Below are 18956 nucleotides of genomic sequence, written 5' to 3' on the forward strand. Positions count from 1 at the left end.
TGGAGCGCGGCGTGATCACGCTGTCAGGGAATCGACACCCGGTGGCGCGGCCTGAAGGATCGCTGCGTGCCGACATCCGGCACGTACTTCCAGAGAAAGTCGGTTTACCGCCCATGAACTTCGTGAAGAAGACCGTCGTCGCCACAGCGCTTGCCGCCGCCGCCCTTGTCGCGTTCTCGCCGGTCGCCGGCGCGGCCACCACGTCCACCGCGCAAAGCGGCTCGGAGGGGCTTGTCGGCGGCCTCCTCGGCGGCGGTGGCTATGGTGACCTTCTCAGCGAGGATGGCCTTGTCGGTGGCCTCCTCAACGGCCTTCTCTAGGGACCGTGTAGCCGCGCAAGGCCCCGTCTACTCAAGGCAGACGGGGCCTTGCCGCCTTGTCCACTATGGACAGTGGTAGCGGTGCGCGGCGCTTTCTCGCGCAGTTCCGATGTGTGCACGGTGGCCACCTGATCGTGTCAGGCGGACTACCTGGATGGTCCTGCCGTCGAACGGGGCGTTTGGGCAAGGGTCGAGGTATGCGCATTCGATCTTTGCGGGGCGTTCTCGCCCTTGCCGTCGCCGGGCTGTTGGCGGGTAGTGGTGTCGTCACCGGGACACCTGCCTCGGCGGCGCCGGTCGTCGACCAGGCGTGGTCTCAGGTGCGTTTTCTGGGTGAGCGCACCATTCCGCAGTATTCGGAGTTCCGGGGTACCACGGTCGGCGGATTGTCCGGGATCGACCGTGACGAACGGACCGGCCAGTGGGTGATGATCAGTGACGACCGTTCGGATCGTCAGGCCGCCCGGTTCTACACCGCCGAGATCGATGTCGACGGCGCCGGCGTGCACGACGTGCGGTTCACCGGAACGAAGCCGTTCCTGCGTCCGGACGGGCAGGTGTATCCGCCGTCGTCGGCAGGGGACGGGACGACCGTCGATCCGGAGGACATCCGGGTGGATCCGTGGACCGGTAAGTACTGGTGGAGCCAGGAAGGCAATCGGCCGCGCGGCACACCCACGCCGACGGACGCGGTGATCCAGCCCTCTGTTCAGCGGGCGGGCCGTGACGGCGCCTATGCCGGCGAGTTGCCGTTGCCGGACAACTACAGGATCACCACCGGCGCGACCGGGCCGCGGCGCAATCTGGTGCTGGAGGCGATCACCTTCGCGGCCGGCGGGGCGTTGCTGACCAGTGCGGTGGAGTCGCCGCTGCTGCAGGACGGGCCGGTGCCCACACCGGAACAGGGCGGACTGTCCAGGGTCACCGTGCACACGCGTGCCGGTACGCCGCTGGCTCAGTACGCCTATCCGCAGGAACCGTTGTTCGCGGTGCCGAATCCGGCCGGTTCGTTCGCCGACTCCGGGATCCCGGAGATCTTGGCGCACCCGACCGACCCGACCCGGTACTTGGTGATCGAACGTGGCTTCGTCACCGGGCACGGCTACAACGTGAAGCTGTTCGAGATGAGCACTCGGGGCGCCACGAACATCAAGAACGTCGATTCGCTCGAAGGCGCCACCGTCACTCCGGTCCGCAAGAAGCTGCTGCTGGACTTCCGTGACCTGCCGTTGCCGCTGATCGACAACTACGAGGGGATGTCCTGGGGGCCGACGCTGCCCACCGGCGAACGCACCCTTCTCGTGGTCAGCGACGACAACTTCTGGCCAGGGGAGAACACCCGCTTCGTCGCGCTCGCCCTCCGCTGAAGTGGCGGATGAGGTGCGGCTGCGGGGTGTTCACCGCGAACTGCGTCCACGACGCGGCGACCTGCAGATCCCGTCGAGAACGAACCCGGTCCGGCGGTCGTAGTCGGCCCGAGACGGCCGGACCCCGTGCTTGAGGACGAGGGCATTGTCGATGGTCATCCCATGAAAGTCCTCCGGTGTGAAACCGTGCGCCAGAACGCCGGCGGCGTGCCCTTCCTCGACGAGATCGTCGTGGATGCCGCCTGCTAGATGGCAAAGGTCCATGAGCCGCTCCGACTCGGGATATTCCTGCAGCAGAACGTCGTTGACCACGGGCAGCCGGTACTGGAGATCCCGGATCGCCCGGACGTAGTGGCGAATCCGTTCCGGGACTCCGGTGACGGATCGTGTGTCGTCGACGATGCCGCTCAGCTCGGTCGCCACGACGTCGTCGATGACGGCGTCGATGAGCCCGGCCCTTCCCCCGAATCTGTTGAAGATCGTCGCTTTGCTCACGTGGGCGGTCGCGGCGACTTCCTCGAGCGGCGCGGAGAGACCCTGGTCGCGGAACACTTTTACCGCGGCGACGCGGATCCGGTCGGCGTTACGGCGGGCATCCGCGCGAAGCGTCGGCGTCGACCGAGTGCTGGTCATCGTCCCTCTCCTTCGATCCGACGGCGAACTTGACTCCCTGAGTCAGCTTACTGCAGGATGGGATTCGAGCCTAAGTTGACCTCGCTGGTCAACTTAGTGTGTGAAAGGACGTCGTCATGATCATCGTTACCGGGGCAACGGGTGCCCTCAACGGGGCCACCGTGGAACATCTCCTCAAGCGTGTGCCGCCGAGCCGCGTCGGTGTCAGCGTCCGCGATCCCGGGCGCGCGAGGCATCTGGCCGATCAAGGGGTGCGCGTGCGGCAAGGAAGCTACGACGACCCTGTGGCCCTGCGTCACTCGTTCGCTGACGCGGAGCAGGTGCTCCTGGTCTCTTCCAACGACGTCACCGCCGACGTCGTCACGCAGCACCGGACGGCGATCGACGCTGCGGTCGAGGCGGGCGCCCGGCGAATCCTGTACACCAGCGCCCACGGAACCGGCTTCGACACTCCTTATCCGCCACTCGGGATCCACGCGGCCACCGAGGAACACCTCGCGGCGTCGGGCGTCGCATGGACCGCGTTGCGCAACGGTTTCTACGGAGACCTCGGGCAGTTGCTCGGCCCGTGGCAGAGCACGGGAGTGATCGCCAAGCCCGCCGATGGACCGTTCTCGTGGGTCGATCGACGCGATGCCGCGGAGGCCGCCGCGACGATCCTCGCCGGCGAGTCCCCGTTCGACGGCCCCGTGGACATGACCTTGCCCGCACCGGTCACCCTCGACGACTTCGCCTCGGCAGCGTCCGAGCTCACCGGCCGACGCGTCCGGCGGGTGGTCGTCGACGACGAGGAATGGGTCGCGAACGAGGTGGCGTCCGGTGTTCCGGAGGCGGCCGCACGCTTCACCCTGTCCATGTTCCAGGCGACACGGACCGACTTCTTCGCGGGATCCGATCGCACCCTGTCCGTCCTTCTTGGACGCGAACCGCGCGGCATCGCCGAGCAACTCGCCGACCAGGGCGCAGGCTGATCGGGTCACGGAGCATCGCATCAGGCCGGGATCTTCGCGACCACGTCGACCTCCACCAGGACGGCGGGGTCGAACAACGCCGACACGCCGACCAGGGTGCTGGCCGGTGCGACGGACACCTCACGGCGAAGGGCGCCGAAGAGCCCGGCGATCAACTCGGGCCGGTAGTCCACGACATACACGGTCTCCTTGACGATGTCTTCCCGTCCGCACCCGGCGGCCGCCAGCGCGACATCGATGTTGTGGGCGATCTGGTGCATCTGGGTCACGTGGTCCTCGCCGGTCAGCACCCCGTTCTCGTCCCAGGCGACCTGGCCCGAGAGGAAGGCCAGATCGGCGCCGTGGACGAGCACGGCCGGGGTGAAGGCACCCGGAACGTGGTGGAGACCGGAGGGAGTCAAGCGCTCGAGGGAACTCATCGCCCTACCGCCGTCCGTTCGGGGGTTCCGGCCCAGGCCGTGATCCCCGTTCGCCGGATCGTGGCATCCGGTGGGTCGGTCTCGCGGCGCACCCAGGCGATATGGCCGTCCGGTCGCACCAGCACTTCGTCGATGCCCTGGTTCCACGTCCCGCGGTCCCCGGTGGCCACGGCGATCCGGTCTTTCCAGCCTGTGGAGACCTGTGCGGTGCCGTCTCCGGTGAAGTCGACGTAACAGAATTCGCCGGTATGCAGCAGTTCCGAGATTCGGGAGCCCGGGGGAGAGACGAGGGGGAGGTCGGGCATACGGGTGCCGACGAGCGGATCGCCGCCCGGCGACGGGTAGGACGTCGTGAGCGCGGACACCTGGCCGGCCAGCCGGGCGTTGACTTGGGGGATTTCGAGCAAGGAGTCCAGCATCTCGCGTAGCGCGGTCACCGGGCCGCGGTAGTCGGGGACCAACGTGAGTTCGAGCAGCAGCGTCTGTGCCTGGGTGTTGTCGGTGACCAGTCGTCCCACCGGAGACCGCTCCGAGTGGTAGGTGTCGAGCAGGGCGGGGGGTGCCCAGCCGTTGAGTTCGGCCGCGAGTTTCCAGCCCAGGTTCATCGCGTCCTGCAGACCGGTATTGAGGCCCTGGCCCGCCGCCGGGAAATGGACGTGCGCGGCGTCGCCGGCCAGGAAGACTCTTCCGGCACGGTAGTTCTCGGCCAGCCGTGTCGCGTTTCCGAAGCGCGACAACCATTTCGGCTCCGCGATCCCGAAGGATGTGCCAGTCAGGCGGATCAGTGTGTCGCGGAACTCCTCGAAGGTGACCGGTTCCGTCGCGGGTACCCGCATCCGTTCCGGATCGGTGAGGACGAAGCGGGTCAGACCATCGGTCAGCGGGACCACCAAGACGGGGGATTTCCCGGCCGCGGCGATGGCGTCGGCGTCGACGACGGCGAAGTCGCCGAGCATCGCGCTCATCGTGCCGTCCGTGCCGGGGAAGCCGATGCCGGCGCTCTCGCGGACCTTGCTCCGGCCGCCGTCGCAGCCCACGAGGTACGCCGCGCGGAGGTGGAATTCCCCGCCCGGGCCTGCCACTGCGACGTCGACGCCGTTTTCGTCTTGTGTCAACGACACGACTTCGTGCCCGTACGAGACTTCGACACCCAACTCCCGTGCGCGCTCCTCCAACAGTCGTTCGGTGTGGACCTGTTCGAGGAACAGTGTGTAGCCGTGCCGCGTGTCGAAGGCCGAGAAGTCCAGTTGCTTCGACAGGCCCGCGAAATGCCAGCTCGGGACGGTGCGGCCCAGGGCGAGAAAACGGTCGGCGATACCCCGCAGGTCGAGGATCTCGACGCTGCGGGGGTGGAGCGTCAGGGCGCGGGACTGGTCGTGCCGCCGCTCCTGGCGTTCGAGCACCCGCACGCGTACTCCGGCGAGCGCCAGTTCGGTGCCGAGCAAGAGACCCGTCGGGCCCGCGCCGCTGATCACCACATCGGTGTCCATGGCCACCTCCTTAGTTTTCGAACAACGTTCATTTATTCTTCCGTCGAGTATGCTGACAGAGCGCGAACCCGTCAAACCCGCTGTTAGGCTCACCTGGACATGACCGCGCACCCCTCTCGTGAACCCCGCACCCGTGGGCGGCCCCCGGCCGCGGATCCGGCCCGTGTCACCGCCGCCGCGCTCCGCCTGCTCGACGAAGTCGGCCTCGATGCGCTCACCATGCGAAAGCTGGCTACCGCGGTCGGAGTTCAAGTAGGCACGCTGTACAGCTACTTCCCGACGAAGCGCGCCTTGCTGACCGCGATGGCCGAGTCGATGCTGGCCGGCTGCCGTGACGCGGCCGAGGGAGTGACCGGGCCGCGCGAACGGGTAGTGGCCCTGGCGAAAAGCCTGCGCGTCGCGCTCTTGTCCTATCGCGACGGAGCGCGGGTGTACGCGGGCACGCATGCCACCGGACCGAACACCTTGGGATACGCCGAAGCCCTGAACGGCGCTCTACGCGAGGCGGGACTGGATGCCTCGGCGGCGATGAAGACGTCGTTCCTGGTCCTTCACTTCGCGACAGGACATGTCCTCGAGGAACAGGCCGCGATCCAATCCGCCCCCGAGTTGTCCGCCGAGATCGCCGGTCTGCGCCAGGCGCTCCGGCAGGGCGACTATCCCCATCTCGCCGAGGCTCACGATCACTTGACGGGGATGGATCTGGGGGAGCTCTTCGAAGAGGGCTTGCGGCTGCTGACCGCGGAGCTGCCCTAGCGGCGAGGCGTGCCCGCTGCACGCCCCCCGAAGAAATCGGAGCTTAGATTGTGCGTTCCGGCAGGCCCGCGAGTTCAGCGGGTATCGCGCCCGGGTGCACGATGCCGAGCCGTTGGGTGGCTCGGGTCATGGCGACGTAGAGGTCGTTGTGGCCCAAGGGTTCGGCGAGGATTTCCGTGGGGTCGGCGACGATCACGGAGTCGAACTCGAGTCCTTTGGCCTGCGCGGGTGTGAGGACGACGATTTTCTCGGTGAGGTCGGGCGGCGTTGCGACGGACAGGGCTTTCGCCAGCCGTTCCAGGTGGACCGGCGGGCTGATGATCGCGAGTTGTCCGTCTTCGTGCGCTTCGGCGAGTGCGGAGATCACGTCGGGGAGATCGGTGGGCGTGGTCCGGATCCGCCACGGCGGCTGGTCGCTGGAGCGGATCGATCGGGGTGGCCGCAGCCCGGGGTGGTGGGCTGCGAGGAGGTCGGTGGTGGCGGTCATGATCTCGGCCGGCGTCCGGTAGTTGACGGTGAGCGGGGTCAGGCGCCAGCGATCGCCGGTGTGCGGCCGGAGCACGTCGTCCCAGGACATCGCGCCCGCCGGGCTCCCGGTCTGGGCGAGGTCTCCGACGACGGTCATCGACTTGGACGGACACCGGCGCATCAGCATCCGCCAGGCCATCGCGGACAGTTCCTGTGCCTCGTCGACGACCACGTGCCCGAAGGTTTCCCCGCTGTGCTCACCGATGACGGCGGCGGCCTCGTCCAGCAGGGGGATGTCCGCGGTGCTCCATCCTTCGGACGACGTGTCGGCCAATTCGGCGACCAAGTCTTCCGGGGTGAGCCGAGGCCACAGTCGTTCGAGCGCGTCCTGCACGGAGTCGTCGGCCTGCAGCGCGTCGCGCAGGCGGGCGGTGTCGGTCTGGTCGAGCAGGCTTCTGGGGCCGTCGAGCTCGTCGTTTCCGATCACGACGCCCGCGGCCGCCAGTGCTCGGAGGTCGGCTTCACCCAGGCTTCCGTCGAGGCTGCCGCCGTCGAGGGCTTCGCCGGACTCGGTGAGCAGCAGCCGCTCCATCAGATCGATCATGAGCTGCGCGAGTTCGTCCACGATCCGCCGGTGGAAGATCAACCTGGCCTGGTTGTGCGGAAGCCCGGTCTCCCTGGCGGCGGCGACAGCGCGACGGCAGCTGTCCGGGTCGAGCTGGAGAACCTGGTCTTCGAACTCGATCTCGACCGGCGTTTCGGGCGTCCGTACCCGCGAGCGTGCCGCGGCGGCTATCCGCTCGGCCATCTCTTCGCGTCCTTTCGCTTCGGCCACCTCAGGTGAGTCCTCGCGGCTGACCAGGACGTCCGGCACCAGGTCGGCGATCGTCGTGGTCACGACGGTGTGCTCGCCGAGACCGGGAAGGACCTGCCCGATGTAGTCCAGGAAGATCCGGCTGGGGCCGACGACCAGGACGCCGCGCGAGCGCAGGTGTGGCCGGGCGTAGAGCAGGTAGGCGAGCCGGTGCAGGGCGATCGCGGTCTTGCCGGTGCCCGGGCCGCCCTGCACCACGAGCACGCCGGGATGGTCGTCGCGGATGATCCGGTCCTGCTCGGTCTGCAGGGTCGTGACGATGTCCCGCATCCGGCCGGTCCGGCCGGCGACCAGCGATGCCAGGAGCGCGGCCTCGCCGATGAGGGTGTCGTCGCCCGCGCTGTCCAGATCGAGCAGTTCGTCGTCGAGCGAGACGACGGTCCGGCCCCGGGTGGTGATGTGGCGTCGCCTGCGGACGCCGTGCGGGGCCGTGGTGGTCGCGGTGTAGAACGGCCGGGCGGCCGGTGCGCGCCAATCGACCAGGAACGGCTCGTCCTGTCCGTCCTGGAACAAACCGATCCTGCCGATATGGACGCGAGGGCCGTCCTGCGGGTCCAGCCTGCCGAAGTACAGCCCCTCCTCGGCGGAGTCCAACCGGGACAGTTCCGTCCGCCAGAATGCCCTCGTGCCGTGGTCCGCGGCCAAGCGGGCCGCCGCCTGTTCGCGCAGCGTGTCCAGCCAGGCGTAGCAGGTCTCCAGATGCTGTTGTTCGAGGTCGATCTCACTGCCGGTCAAGCCGCTCGTCTCCCCGCCACTCGGTGTCCGATGCCTCCGAGGATGCCTGGGGATTTCAAGAAACAGCAGTCTTGTTCTTTCGGGCGGCCTCAGCCGCCCTGTCGGCGAACAGGCCCGGATGACCGGAGGGAGCCCCTGGGGACGGGCTCCCTCCGGGTCGGGTGAGCCTTAACTGAGGTAGAAGCCGCCGTCGTTACGGAGGACCGTCGCCACGATCGGGAACCGCCTGCTGCCGTCCCACCAGTGGTAGACCGCGTGGTACTGGCCGTTGGCCGCCTGGAAGAAGTCCATCCCGCCTGGGCCGGGGTGGTTGCCGGGCAGGCCGCGGTAGGGGTTGAGGCCCCCGGTGCCGGTGTACCCGAAGTACGGCCGCTCGGCGCCGTTCTGCCGTGGCGTGCAGCGCGTCGACGGGATCGGGCCGGTGCCGCACCTCGCGATGCCGGTCGCATACCGTGCGCTGTCCCAGTTGTTGCCGGAGTAGGCCAGGTACCAGTAACCGTCGGCGGACTTGAACATCGACGGGTTCTCGACCACGTGCGTGCCACCGCTCATCCGGGTGGTCTCCCAGCCGATGTCGGTGCTCTTCAACGCGTCCCGGCGGGTGTCCCAGTCCGCCATGCCGTTGGAGTGGGTGCGCACGATCGAGATGCCGGTCTCCGGGTAGGAGGTGATCGCGTCGTCCCGGTAGGCGACGTACATGGCGCTGCCCGCCACGAACGGGTTCGCGTCGATGGCCCAGCGGCCGTTGCCCGGGCACGCCCACTCGACGGGGTTGGTGAACGGCCCCCGCGCACTGCCCGAGACGGCGCGGCCGATGCATTTCTGGCCGCTGCCCCGCTTCGACGCGGTGTAGTACATGAAGTAGGTGTCGCCGAAGCGGACGACGCCGGGCGCCCAGACGTTGCCCTCCGCCCAGCTACCCGGCCCGTTGGGCAGTGCGTCGGCCGACGCGCAGGTGCCCACGCCGACGGTGTTGCCGGAGCCGTGCACGAGCACCGGTACGAACAGTTTGCCGGTCACGCCGCACCGGGCGCCGACCCCGGCGCCGACCGTGGTGCCGTAAGTGACGTACGTGCCGTCCTTCGCCTGGACGGTGTCCGGGTCGGCGAGCGGGAACGTCGACTCGGCCGCCGCGGTTGAGACACCGTCGGCCGCGCTGGCCGTGTTGACCGCCATGACGGCGGCCGTGGCGAGCACGCCCGCCACGAGTAATCTTTTCCACTTGCGCATGCTGAATCCCTTACTGGGCAAGGAGAGTGGTGTCGGTCAGGAGGAGCACCCGGCCACCCACGGTCGAGGCGGCAAACCCTGCCGCTGCGACGCCGAGCATGATTCGCCGGGGTGACCGGCAGCTCTCCCCGGTTACTTGTGGACGGACAAGTGCGCCGGTTGCAAACTATGTGACCGCCGGTCGCCCACGCGACCGAAAGCACGGAAACTGCCGCTCGATGCGCCCGAACGGCCTATCCGGCGGCGCGGTTCGACCTGACGGGGCGCTGGTGGCCCGTCGTAGAGGGCCGGCGCCCTCGGCAGGTACGCGCCCATCGACTGGACCTCAGTTTCCGCATACCCAGCGCCGCTGCGAGCAGTCGGGAGATGGTGCCGTGTATTCGTACCCGCCGTTCGGTCCGAGCATGATCGTGTGTCTGCCGTTGTAGCCGCGGGGACTCGTGACCGTGAGCAGGATCGCCTGCTCCAGCTCCGCGTTGGTGGGTGGCCTGCCGAGTTCTTTTTCGAGGTCGGTATAGGTATTCCGGCCGACGGAGTTGTTGTGCAGGTCCATCAACTCGTTATGGCGGTCGTTGCCCAAAAATGCCTCGTGTGCGTCGGTCAACGCCTTCGCGGTGCCCGGGCCGACGATACCCGTCAGCAGGCCGCTCCAGTACGCGTGTTGGAACGCGTTGCCGATCGTCCCGTCCTGCGGACCACCCTCGTCATCTCCGGTACCTCCGCCACCAAAGTGTGCTTTCGCCCGGTCGATGGCGTCGCCCTTCGCGTCGAACAGCTGCCACATAGTGGCTGGGCCCGTGGGAGTCGCAAGAATCCCGAGGAACAAAGCATGTTCCCGGTTGGTCAGCGGCGGGGTTTCTCTGTCGGAAAAAGGAATGGGGCGGTATGTCTTCCTTGGCCCGGCGCCCGGGAACTGAGTCGGGAACTTGGCCTCCAATTCCCTTTGTTCCACCTCGGTGAGCGTTGGCCACTTGCCGGTGGGGTCGGTCAGCCTCACCGGGTTGTTGTGAGCGTACGTATGGGTGGCGAGATTGCGCGGGTTGGTGATGCCGCCTGCGGCTTCGCTGCCGCTGACGAATCCGGGCAGGGCGGGATCCGCGCTCGCCCAGAGCTGGGTTCTGGGGTTGTAGTAGCGGGCGCCGTGGTAGTAGAGACCGGTTTCCTCGTCCAGTTCCTTGCCGGTGAACTTGTACGGAGTACCGCCTTGGCCCGCCTTCTCTTCGACCCAGGTCTCCCCGAACGGCAGGTATTCGAGATGTTCGGTGACTGTGCCCTGGCTGTCGGTGACGTAGCCGGAAGAGCCGAGATGGTCGGCATGGAAGTAGGACTGGGCGTTTTCGAGGCCGTCGGCGGCGACGGTTTTGGTGGTGAGGCGACTGTCGCCGACGAAGATGTGTTTGTAGCCGGTGCCGTCGCGTTCGCTGTAGCCGCGGTTGGGATACAGGGATCGGCTGTCGCCGTTCTTGACGACGCGTTCACCGGCCGCGTCGTAGGTGTAGGTGACGGTGGCGTCCTGGCAACCTTCCGGGGTTTGCGTGACAGTGGTCGTCGCGGCGTCCTGGTTGCAGGCGAGTCGATTTTCCTCGTCCCAGACGTACTGACGCCGTTTGGCCTCGCCAGCCGCGGTGTTCACCGTGTCGGTGAGGTTGCCGTTGGCGTCGTAGGTCTGGGTGATCGGGCCGACCTTGCTCGGCGCGTGCGGTTTTCCGCTGCCGTAGTCGTACCGGTAGTCGTAGCTGGTCTTGTCCTGGACCCCGGCCGGGTTGGTCGGGTCCTCGACCGGCTCGATCGGTCCGGCGGAGAGCGAGCCCAGCGACGCCGGGCTCGCTCCGCCACCGCCGTGGTTCGGCGACGCCGTGTTCGCTGTGTCTTGAGCGGACGAGGTCGGGCTGCCGGTGATCTCGTGCTGCTGGGTTTTGGTGGTCGTGTTGTGAATGGAGTCGTAGCTCAGCGCCAGGGTGTAGTTGTCCTGCTGGTTGGTCTTGGTCGTGTACTGACCGCCGGCGGACGTGAGCTGGTAGAGGTCGTCGTAGCCGAAGGTCTGACTGCTCGGGCCACCGATCGTCGGGTTCTGTGCCGTGGTGTTGGTCAGCTTCGTGATGTTGCCGACGTCGTCGTAGGTGTAGCCCAGGTTCTGGAACTCGGTGCCACCCGGTGTCTTCGACTTCAGGGTGGCGAGCCTGCGGTCGGCCTGGTCGTAGGTATAGGTGGTGCGCACCCCGTTCCCGGTCTGCTGCAGGACTTTCTGGCCGAACTTGTCGTAGTCGACGCGGCCGAGGTAGAGGTAGTCGCTGCCGTTCTTGGCCCCGGTGGCGCGGGTGACCTGACCTCCGGTGTCGTAGTCGTAGCGGAGGACCTCACCGTCCGGGTAGGTCATCTGCAGGACGCGGTTGAACGCGTCGAAGCGCCACCCGGTGGTGTAGCTGCGGTCCGCCTGACCGGCGATCTTGATCGTGCGGGTTTCCCGGGTGGTCTCACCCAACGGGCCATAACCGCGGGTGAGGATCCCCGCCGCGTCGCGGATCTCGGTGATCCGTCCGGCGGTGTTGTCCGGTGCACCGGGTGCACCATGGGCGTAAGTGACGTTGTTGGCCGGGAAGGTCGGATAGCGCACCGCGGTGAGCCGGTTGTGGTCGTAGTCGTATTCGACCTGCTTGCCGCCGGCGGTGATCTTCGCCGTCGGGTTGCCCGCCAGGTCGAAGCGCGTCTCGGTGCGGCCCGCGTCGGGGCTGTCGAGCACTGTCCGGCGGCCGAGGGCGTCGTATTCGGAGCGGGTGGTGTTGTTCTTGTCGTCCACCACGGTGGTGATCTGCCCGAGCGGGTCGTAGCCATAGCTGGTCCAGATCACCGGCTGCCCGCCTGCCGGGTTGAACTCCTTGACCGCGGTGGTCTTCTCCCGCAGGTCGGTGTAGCTGCGCTTCTGTTTGCCGTTGCCATCGGTGGCGGTCGTCTCGAACCGGGTGACACCGGCGCGGTCGGGTCCGAATCCGTAGGCCATGGCGGTCGTGACGTCGTCCGGGGTCACCGTCTTGACCGGCCGATCCAGCACGTCGAACGAGGTCCGAGTCGGCGCCACGGTGTCGAAGGCGGCGTTGAACCTCGTGTTGCCGTCACCCTTGGGCTCGGTCACGGGGTGATACCGCTCGACCACGCGGCCGGCGAAATCGAACTTCATCCGGCCGGACACGGTCATGACCTGGTCGGGCGTGTCATCGGGATCGTCGGCGACCGTGGCGTCCTTCTTCGTTTGCAGGACGCGTTTGAGACCGTCGGTGAAGGTCACGGTGTCGATGGTGTCCTCACGGACACCGGTGGCGTCACGGTCGAGGTGCCGGGTGGTGGCGTAGGGAACGGTGGCTTCGGGGTGATGGTCGAAGTCGATCGTGGCCCTGCCCGAGCCGATCTCGTACGGCCCGGTCACGGTGTCCAACCGCCCCACGCTGTCGTAGCCGCGCAGTACCTGCCGGCCGTTCTGGTCGGTGGTCCGGTCCGGTTGCCCGTACTTCAGGTTGTGCGTCGCGCCCGACCGCAGCCCGAAGCTGTCCACAATGGACTCGATGTGGACGCCGACGACGGTGTCGTAGCCGTACTCCAGCCGATACCGCTGGCCGTTCTGGTTGGCGGGCTTGGTGACTGCCTTCAGGTTCCCGTCCGGGTGGTATTCCAGGTCGGTGTCGGCCGAGGTGGTGTCGGTGAGGTATTGGCGGACCTGCCGCACCGCACCGGTCACGCAGTCCACTGTGGATTCACTGTGTCTCGACACGGTGCTGCCGCGCTGGTCGAGCAGGTTGGCCGTTCCGACGAGATTGCGCGCCCGGCAGGCCGGGTCGGACGCGGTGTAACCGTAGGTGGTCTCCACGTCGTCGGCGACGCCTTCGTCCGCGGCGTCGAACGAGCGGATCAGGTTGCCGAAATCGTCATACGACATTTCGGTGTACGTGGACTTGCCGGGTTCCTCGGCGCCTTCGTGGAAGCGTTTGTCCACTCGGGACAGACCCACGAACACGCTGCCCGGCGCGGTGTCGCGGGTCTGATAGGTGTTGACGGTTTCGGTGAAGGGCCGTCCCGCACCGTCAGCGGAGAGGGTGCGGGCCAGCAACCCGCGGGTATACGGGCCGTCGGTGCGGTACTCGTCGGTGGTCGAGCGAGAGAGGGCATCGGCCGCACCGGGGTCGCGCTGTTCGGTGACCACCTTGCCGAAGCCGTGGAACTCGCGTTCGAGCCGGTCGTATTTGCCCTGCTCGTAACGATAGGTGGTGAGCTGGGTGTCGGCGCCGTCGCCCGGATGACCGTCGGACACGGTGGTACGGGACAGGACCCAGCGGGATTCGGGCATCGCCTGGGTGTTACCGGTACGGGTGTAGTCCAGATCGACCTTCCCGCCCAACGGCCGCGTCACCGTGCGGAGCAGGTTCGTACGGCCGGTTTTGTTGACCGCGACCAGCAGTTCGTTGTCCCGGGTGGACTTGACATGGTCGGCAAGGCCGTCACCGTTGACGTCACGCAGACCGAGCTCGGCACGGCCGATACTCGTGGAGGCGTTGACGCCGGGGTTGAACACGAACGTGCCGATCGGGGTGGGGACAGGGAACGTGAAGTAGACGCCCGCACCGAGGGTGGCGTTCTTGTCCACGGCGATGTCGGAAAAGCTGCCGCGGAAAGGAGCGGGCGCGGTGAAGCCGGTGCCGGTGTTGATGGCCACCTTGATCGGGTTGGCGCCATCGGTGAAGACGCGGTCGGTGAGTCCGTCGCCGTTCACGTCGAGCATGCTCGCGTTGGTGAAAGAGGTGCTCAGTTCGGCGGACAGACCCCCGGCGAAGCCGTAGTTGTCGACGTTGAAACCGAGGTTGACGCCGAGGTTGCGAGTGGAGGCGTCGTTGATCGGTCCCGCTGACCAGGGTTCCCTGGCGGCGAAGCTGTAGCCGAGGTTGAGCTGGGCGTCGCCGTTGGCGAAGACCTTGTCCGGGAGGCCGTCGCCGTTGATGTCGATGAGGTCGACGCGGGTGTCGGACTCGCCGCCGCCGAGGCTGCCACCGATCCCCAGTGCCGGTTGGACCGGGCCGGAGGTGGCGGTGTTGTTGCTGCTTGCTGCCTCCGGAGCGGCCAGGCCCTGTGCGCTGGCGAGGGTGGCCGACTCACTGCCGGCGGAGTAGGACACGTTGCCGGACAACGTGTCGGACTCGCGGACGTTGCCGCCGAGCGTGCCGCGTCGAGCGCCGAGCCCGCCGTTGCCATCGGTGAACTGGATCTCCTTGGCGCCGACGACATCGGGAAAGCGGTCACCGTTGAGGTCGACGTAGTCCACGGAACCGGCGGTGATCCCGCCGACGACCGTGCCCCCGAACGGACCGGCCGACAGCGTGCCGGACACCTGACCGGTCACCCCGCGACGCATCGCCGTGCGATCACCGGCGACATCGGCGTCGGTGACCACGTCGATGGTGTCCGCGCCGAGCCGGGAACTGGTCGCCATCGTGGAGGTGAACCAGGACGACTCGTCCTGCGCGGCCCAGCCGCCTTTGGCGGGGTTCGGAGCGAAGATCGCCAGCCGGGGCATGGGGATCCTGGGATTCGTGGCGAACGCCGCGATGTCGGCTTCCTTGGGTTCCCGGGGGAGGGCGTTCTTGAAGCTCTGGTCGATCGCGAGTTCGGCCTGTTTGATGGGCTGGGTGGCGCGGTCGCGGTTGGCCTGGTAGCCGATCACACCCCAGCCGCGGTAGGGCTGCGGGAACGCACCCTGCTGAGCGGAGCCGTGTGCCGCGCTCGGCGCCGGGCTGAACGCCGGCCAGGGCGACGAGAGGTCGTAGGTGACCTTCGCGGACTGTTCGGCGACCAAGCCGAACAGGTTGGGATCCGTTGTGGAGTGGTCGAAATACAGCTCGTCGCCTTCGGTGACCGGGACGATCACGTCCAGGTTCTGGCCCGGTGAGCCGTACTGCCCGTTGACGATGTCGACGACCCGCTTGCCCAGCAGCTGCCCGCCGCGTTTCTTTACGGTGAACGCGATCTTGGTCGCCCCGGTCAGGCCGAAGTCGAGCTTCACGCCCGGCCGGACCCGTAGTTTGCCGGTCTTGGTCACCTTGTAGGTCTGCTGCGGCGCCGTGAGGGTGTCGGCGGGATACATGTCCACGTCGAACGGCGGGCTGATCACCAGGGTCGGCTGCCCCTTGTCGTCGACCAGCGACTCCACCCCGGGCGCCTCCGTGTAGTGCGCCTTCGGTACCCAGGACACCGCGGAAACGTCGATCGGGGAGTCGCTCTTGATGTGCCATGACATCTTCTCGAACTGGTTGACCGGGAGGCTCAGATCGATCTTGGTGGTCCCCGTCGACGCAGCAGGCAGAACCTTGCGTAACACCTCCGCCGGAGCGTGCACCCCGTTGCCCTTCGTGATCACCACGGTCACGTCGTCCGAGGTCGCCTTGCTCTTGACCACGTCGCCGGTCAGCTGAAGTTTGCCGGTCACCGGCACCATCACCTGCGACGAGCGGCCGCCGAGCGTGAAGTCCGCCGACGCACGGAACACGGTGTTCGCCAGCCCGTTCACGTCCGTGCCGGCCGCCTGGTCGGTGTAGGTGATCGCCGGATCCCACGCCACCGTGTCGTACTTTCCGTCCAGAATGGACTGTGTGCGGAAGTAGAGCGCGTCGCCCTTCTTCACCGCGATCGCCGACACATTGGCCGGGGTGAACTCGGTGTGGTCGTCCGGGCCGATTCGTTGCGCCCAGAGTTCGGTGTCCTTGGCCTGGATGGTGACCCGCACACCGTCGGCCTTGGTGTACGCGGCGCGCGCGGGCGAGGGGTCCACGGTCAGTTGCACCCGGCCGTCGACGCGGACGGTGCCGTCGAACGGCGCGACCCACCGGCGCACCGAGTCCAGCAGCGGCGAGTTGTCGACCTGCTGGTCGAACTGCGCGGTCTGGTCGCCGACGATCTCGCCGGTCACCGCGCCACCGCCGACCGGTGCCGGGGTGCGGGTGGAATCCGGGCTGTAGGCGGGCTGCCCGTTGGCGTCCAGGTAGCCGAACAACACGCCGCCGTTGTCGACCAGGTCGGTGATGCCGTCACCGTTGACGTCGCTGAAGAACCGATCCGACGTGGTCGTGGTCCCCACGAAGTCCAGCTGCGCGGCGATGGCGAGGACGAACGCCTCGACACCGATCGTGCCCGACAACGTCCGCTCGGTCGAGATCCCCGGGAGGTCGCGCAACCTGACCGGCGGGTCACCGAACTTCGGCTCACCCCCCGGGGTGCTCAGATTCGGGCGGTAATACACGTCGTTGTTCTTGCGGAACACCTTGTCCGGCAGATTGTCGCCGTTCACGTCCACCAGCGCCGACAGGCCATCGGACTGACCGGCGTTGAACCCGACCTTCAGCCCGACGCCACCCTGCTTGACCGGCCACCCCTGCACGTTGTAGCCGGCGAACAGGTGCGCACCGAACCCGACGGAGGTGTTCGCCGAGATCGCACTCGCCTCACCTTCACGGATGTTCACGCCCAGGTCGTCGTCCGGGACCGACCACCCGGCGGCGTCGGCGAACCCGGTGTAGTTGCCCGCCTGGTCACGCACCTCGTCGAAATAGTCGAACGAGTGGGTGTTGAACAGCTTGTCGTCCTCACCGAACTGAGACACCGACGCCAGCAACGTCTTCGCGAACGCGCCGGTCCGGTAGTTCAGTTCGTAGGCCCGGATCAGCTGGTCGTCCAGCTTGACCTCGACCCGCCGCAGCAGGTCGGCGGTCACCTTCTTGAACCCGCCACGAGCGTCGATCTGCACGTCGCCGCGGCGCGGCTCACCCCGGTCCCGGTCGCGCAGGAACGTCACCGAATACCGGCCCTCGGCGTCGCCGTGTCCGGTGTAGGTGATCCGGCGCGGATACAGGTTGCTACCCGGCACCGTCGACTTCTCGGTGCCGCCGTCTTCCACCCGGGCGTAGTGGTAGCGCATGACGTTGTCGTTGGTGTCACGGACATCGCGTACCGCCCAGGTCGCGACGTTGCCGGACGAGTCGGCCAGCGTGGTGTTCTCCGCGCCACCGAACACTGTCCGCGTGCCCCGCTTGTCGGTGACCTCCCACCAATAGTTCACCGGTTTGTCACCGTGCCGCACGATGCGGTCGAACCGGCTCTCCACGCGGGCGTGGAACACCTTCTCCGCCGTCCGCTTCTGCAACTCGCCCCGATGGGCGACCGGGGTGAGCTGTTCACCGTTCAGGAGATAGGTCTCGGTCTCCAGAGCCGCGTCATACCGCGGTACTCCCCAGCGGGTGTCGACCGTGACCGTCGGCATGGTGACGTCCCAGCCGACACCCAGCCAGCCGTTCGCGCCTCCGGAGCTGTACGCCACCGCCGGCTTCGGCTCGAGACCCGCCCGCCCCTTGGGCACCTCGAGCGGGTAGGACATCCGCGCATCGCCGGAACTGTTCGCCGACGGTGGCGCGATCAGGTTCACCCCGGCCCCCGGATCGGCCGCTTTGATGTCCTTGATCTGATTCGGATCGAACGCCGTCCCCTCCGGATGTTCCGGAGGGGCCACCGCCCCATCCGCACCTGATGCCTGCCCTGCCCCACGCACCGAGGCGGGCGGAGCCGCGCCCGGGACCACCATCGCCACCAACGCCAAGATCAGTGCCACCACCACTGCCTTGTGGTGATGACGAACCGGACGAGCCCATGCGAAGGCAGACATGCCCCCGACCCCCTCTGGATCAATGAATGCTGCTGGCAGGCCCCGGCAAAGCGCACGGGGTCGAGCGGTGATGCGGGCAAGGAAAGGTGATCGATCAACTGGTCGTCACCGGATTAGTGCATCCGGGCGTACATTCCTTCTGTGCCCAGCCCATTCATCCGCGAGGGCGAGGCATCGATCTCTCGGCCACAAGCTATCGAGGGTCGATTAAATTCAGATGAAACATCTGCCCGCAGAACCGCCGTGCGGCCGAACGGCCCATCGTGCGGCAACAGATCCCGGAAGCGCGAGGTCGTCGCCGCGTTCCTGGCCGCCTCCAGGGACGGGGACTTCGCCGGTCTGCTCTCGCTGCTCGATTCGGATGCCGTGCTCGTGTCCGACCCTGCGGCCGTGCGGATGGGTGCGACCGCCGAGGCCCGCGGCGCTGACGCCGTGGCGTCACCCCGGAGGCCGATCCGGACCGGCTTGGTGACCTCGACATCGTCTTGCTCGGTCAGCCGGACGGTCCCGGGAAAGGAGCGTGACCGACATGGATCTCAAGCTGATGTCCTGCACGCTCGCCGTCCATGACCTTGACGAGGCCCTCTGCTTCTACCGCGACCTGCTCGGCTTCAAGGCACACGAGGACGGTGAACTGGTGGGTGTCAGCCCTCCGTCCCAGTGCCACTTTCGAACACATCGAGGCCATGGGTGCCGAGGTGATACAAGAACCCATCGACCAGCCCTCTGGCGTCCGCGACTGCGCCTTCCTCGACCCTTCCGGGAACATGCTGCGCTTCACCCAACTCCACCTCGACTGAAGTTGGCGATGACGCCTGATCCATCGACCCGCCCTGGCCAGGGTCGAGCTCCCGGCACGCGGATTGGCCGGCCTCGGCGGGGCCGTACCGCCGGTTGAGACAGGGCCTTGGCGGCCGATCGGGCGAAACCAAGAGAGTGGCTGCGCCGAACGGAGCAAGGCGAATGCTCTGGACGCCATCGATATTGCGCCGCGTTGTCGC

At 67.4% G+C, this 18956-nt stretch carries 11 protein-coding genes; 5 read left to right on the plus strand and 6 right to left on the minus strand.

The features are described 5' to 3' along the window. Nucleotides 1-11: 11 nt before the first annotated feature. Together DMH01_RS36345 and DMH01_RS36350 are read left to right on the plus strand one after the other, a co-directional pair. Nucleotides 12-320, plus strand: a complete 309-nt coding sequence (locus DMH01_RS36345; protein ID WP_125682966.1) for a hypothetical protein — start codon at nt 12-14, stop codon at nt 318-320. Between the two features lie 197 nt (nt 321-517). Beyond that, entirely contained in the window at nt 518-1687 is a 1170-nt protein-coding gene (locus DMH01_RS36350; RefSeq protein WP_125682968.1) for an esterase-like activity of phytase family protein, read from the plus strand. Between the two features lie 30 nt (nt 1688-1717). Here the strand turns inward: DMH01_RS36350 and DMH01_RS36355 are convergent, their stop codons facing one another. Continuing rightward, nucleotides 1718-2320 carry a TetR/AcrR family transcriptional regulator gene (locus DMH01_RS36355; RefSeq protein WP_125682970.1) on the minus strand — a complete coding sequence of 201 codons (603 nt, stop codon included), beginning with the start codon at nt 2318-2320 and terminating at the stop codon, nt 1718-1720. 116 nt (nt 2321-2436) lie between these two features. Between DMH01_RS36355 and DMH01_RS36360 the strand changes: the two genes are divergently transcribed. Further along, the gene (locus DMH01_RS36360; protein WP_125682971.1) at nt 2437-3291 is read left to right on the plus strand and encodes an NAD(P)H-binding protein; all 855 of its coding nucleotides are present in this window, start codon (nt 2437-2439) and stop codon (nt 3289-3291) included. Nucleotides 3292-3311: 20 nt separating this feature from the next. Here the strand turns inward: DMH01_RS36360 and DMH01_RS36365 are convergent, their stop codons facing one another. Both DMH01_RS36365 and DMH01_RS36370 read right to left on the minus strand, forming a co-directional pair. Further along, a complete protein-coding gene (locus tag DMH01_RS36365; RefSeq protein WP_125682973.1) occupies nt 3312-3710 on the minus strand; it encodes a RidA family protein in 399 nt (132 codons plus the stop codon). Further along, a complete protein-coding gene (locus tag DMH01_RS36370) occupies nt 3707-5200 on the minus strand; it encodes an FAD-dependent monooxygenase (RefSeq protein WP_125682975.1) in 1494 nt (497 codons plus the stop codon). The genes DMH01_RS36365 and DMH01_RS36370 overlap by 4 nt, the downstream gene beginning before the upstream one ends. A gap of 99 nt (nt 5201-5299) precedes the next feature. On the opposite strand from DMH01_RS36370, the gene DMH01_RS36375 reads away from it, so the two are divergent. Then, nucleotides 5300-5956 carry a TetR/AcrR family transcriptional regulator gene (locus DMH01_RS36375; protein ID WP_125682977.1) on the plus strand — a complete coding sequence of 219 codons (657 nt, stop codon included), beginning with the start codon at nt 5300-5302 and terminating at the stop codon, nt 5954-5956. A gap of 43 nt (nt 5957-5999) precedes the next feature. On the opposite strand, the gene DMH01_RS36380 is transcribed toward DMH01_RS36375, so the two are convergent. From DMH01_RS36380 to DMH01_RS36390, 3 genes are all read right to left on the minus strand, one after another. Further along, nucleotides 6000-8033, minus strand: a complete 2034-nt coding sequence (locus DMH01_RS36380; RefSeq protein WP_125682979.1) for an ATP-binding domain-containing protein — start codon at nt 8031-8033, stop codon at nt 6000-6002. A gap of 168 nt (nt 8034-8201) precedes the next feature. Continuing rightward, complete coding sequence (locus DMH01_RS36385; protein ID WP_125682981.1) at nt 8202-9263, minus strand: family 43 glycosylhydrolase; 1062 nt, start codon at nt 9261-9263, stop codon at nt 8202-8204. A gap of 325 nt (nt 9264-9588) precedes the next feature. Next, nucleotides 9589-17901: a SpvB/TcaC N-terminal domain-containing protein gene (locus tag DMH01_RS36390; RefSeq protein ID WP_233621812.1), complete on the minus strand. Its 8313-nt coding sequence runs from the start codon at nt 17899-17901 to the stop codon at nt 9589-9591. A gap of 598 nt (nt 17902-18499) precedes the next feature. Here DMH01_RS36390 and DMH01_RS36400 point away from each other — a divergent pair. Beyond that, the gene (locus DMH01_RS36400; RefSeq protein ID WP_370323599.1) at nt 18500-18853 is read left to right on the plus strand and encodes a VOC family protein; all 354 of its coding nucleotides are present in this window, start codon (nt 18500-18502) and stop codon (nt 18851-18853) included. Nucleotides 18854-18956 lie beyond the last annotated feature (103 nt).

Origin of the sequence: Amycolatopsis sp. WAC 04182 (genome assembly GCF_003947465.1) — a bacterium.
Lineage (GTDB): Bacteria > Actinomycetota > Actinomycetes > Mycobacteriales > Pseudonocardiaceae > Amycolatopsis.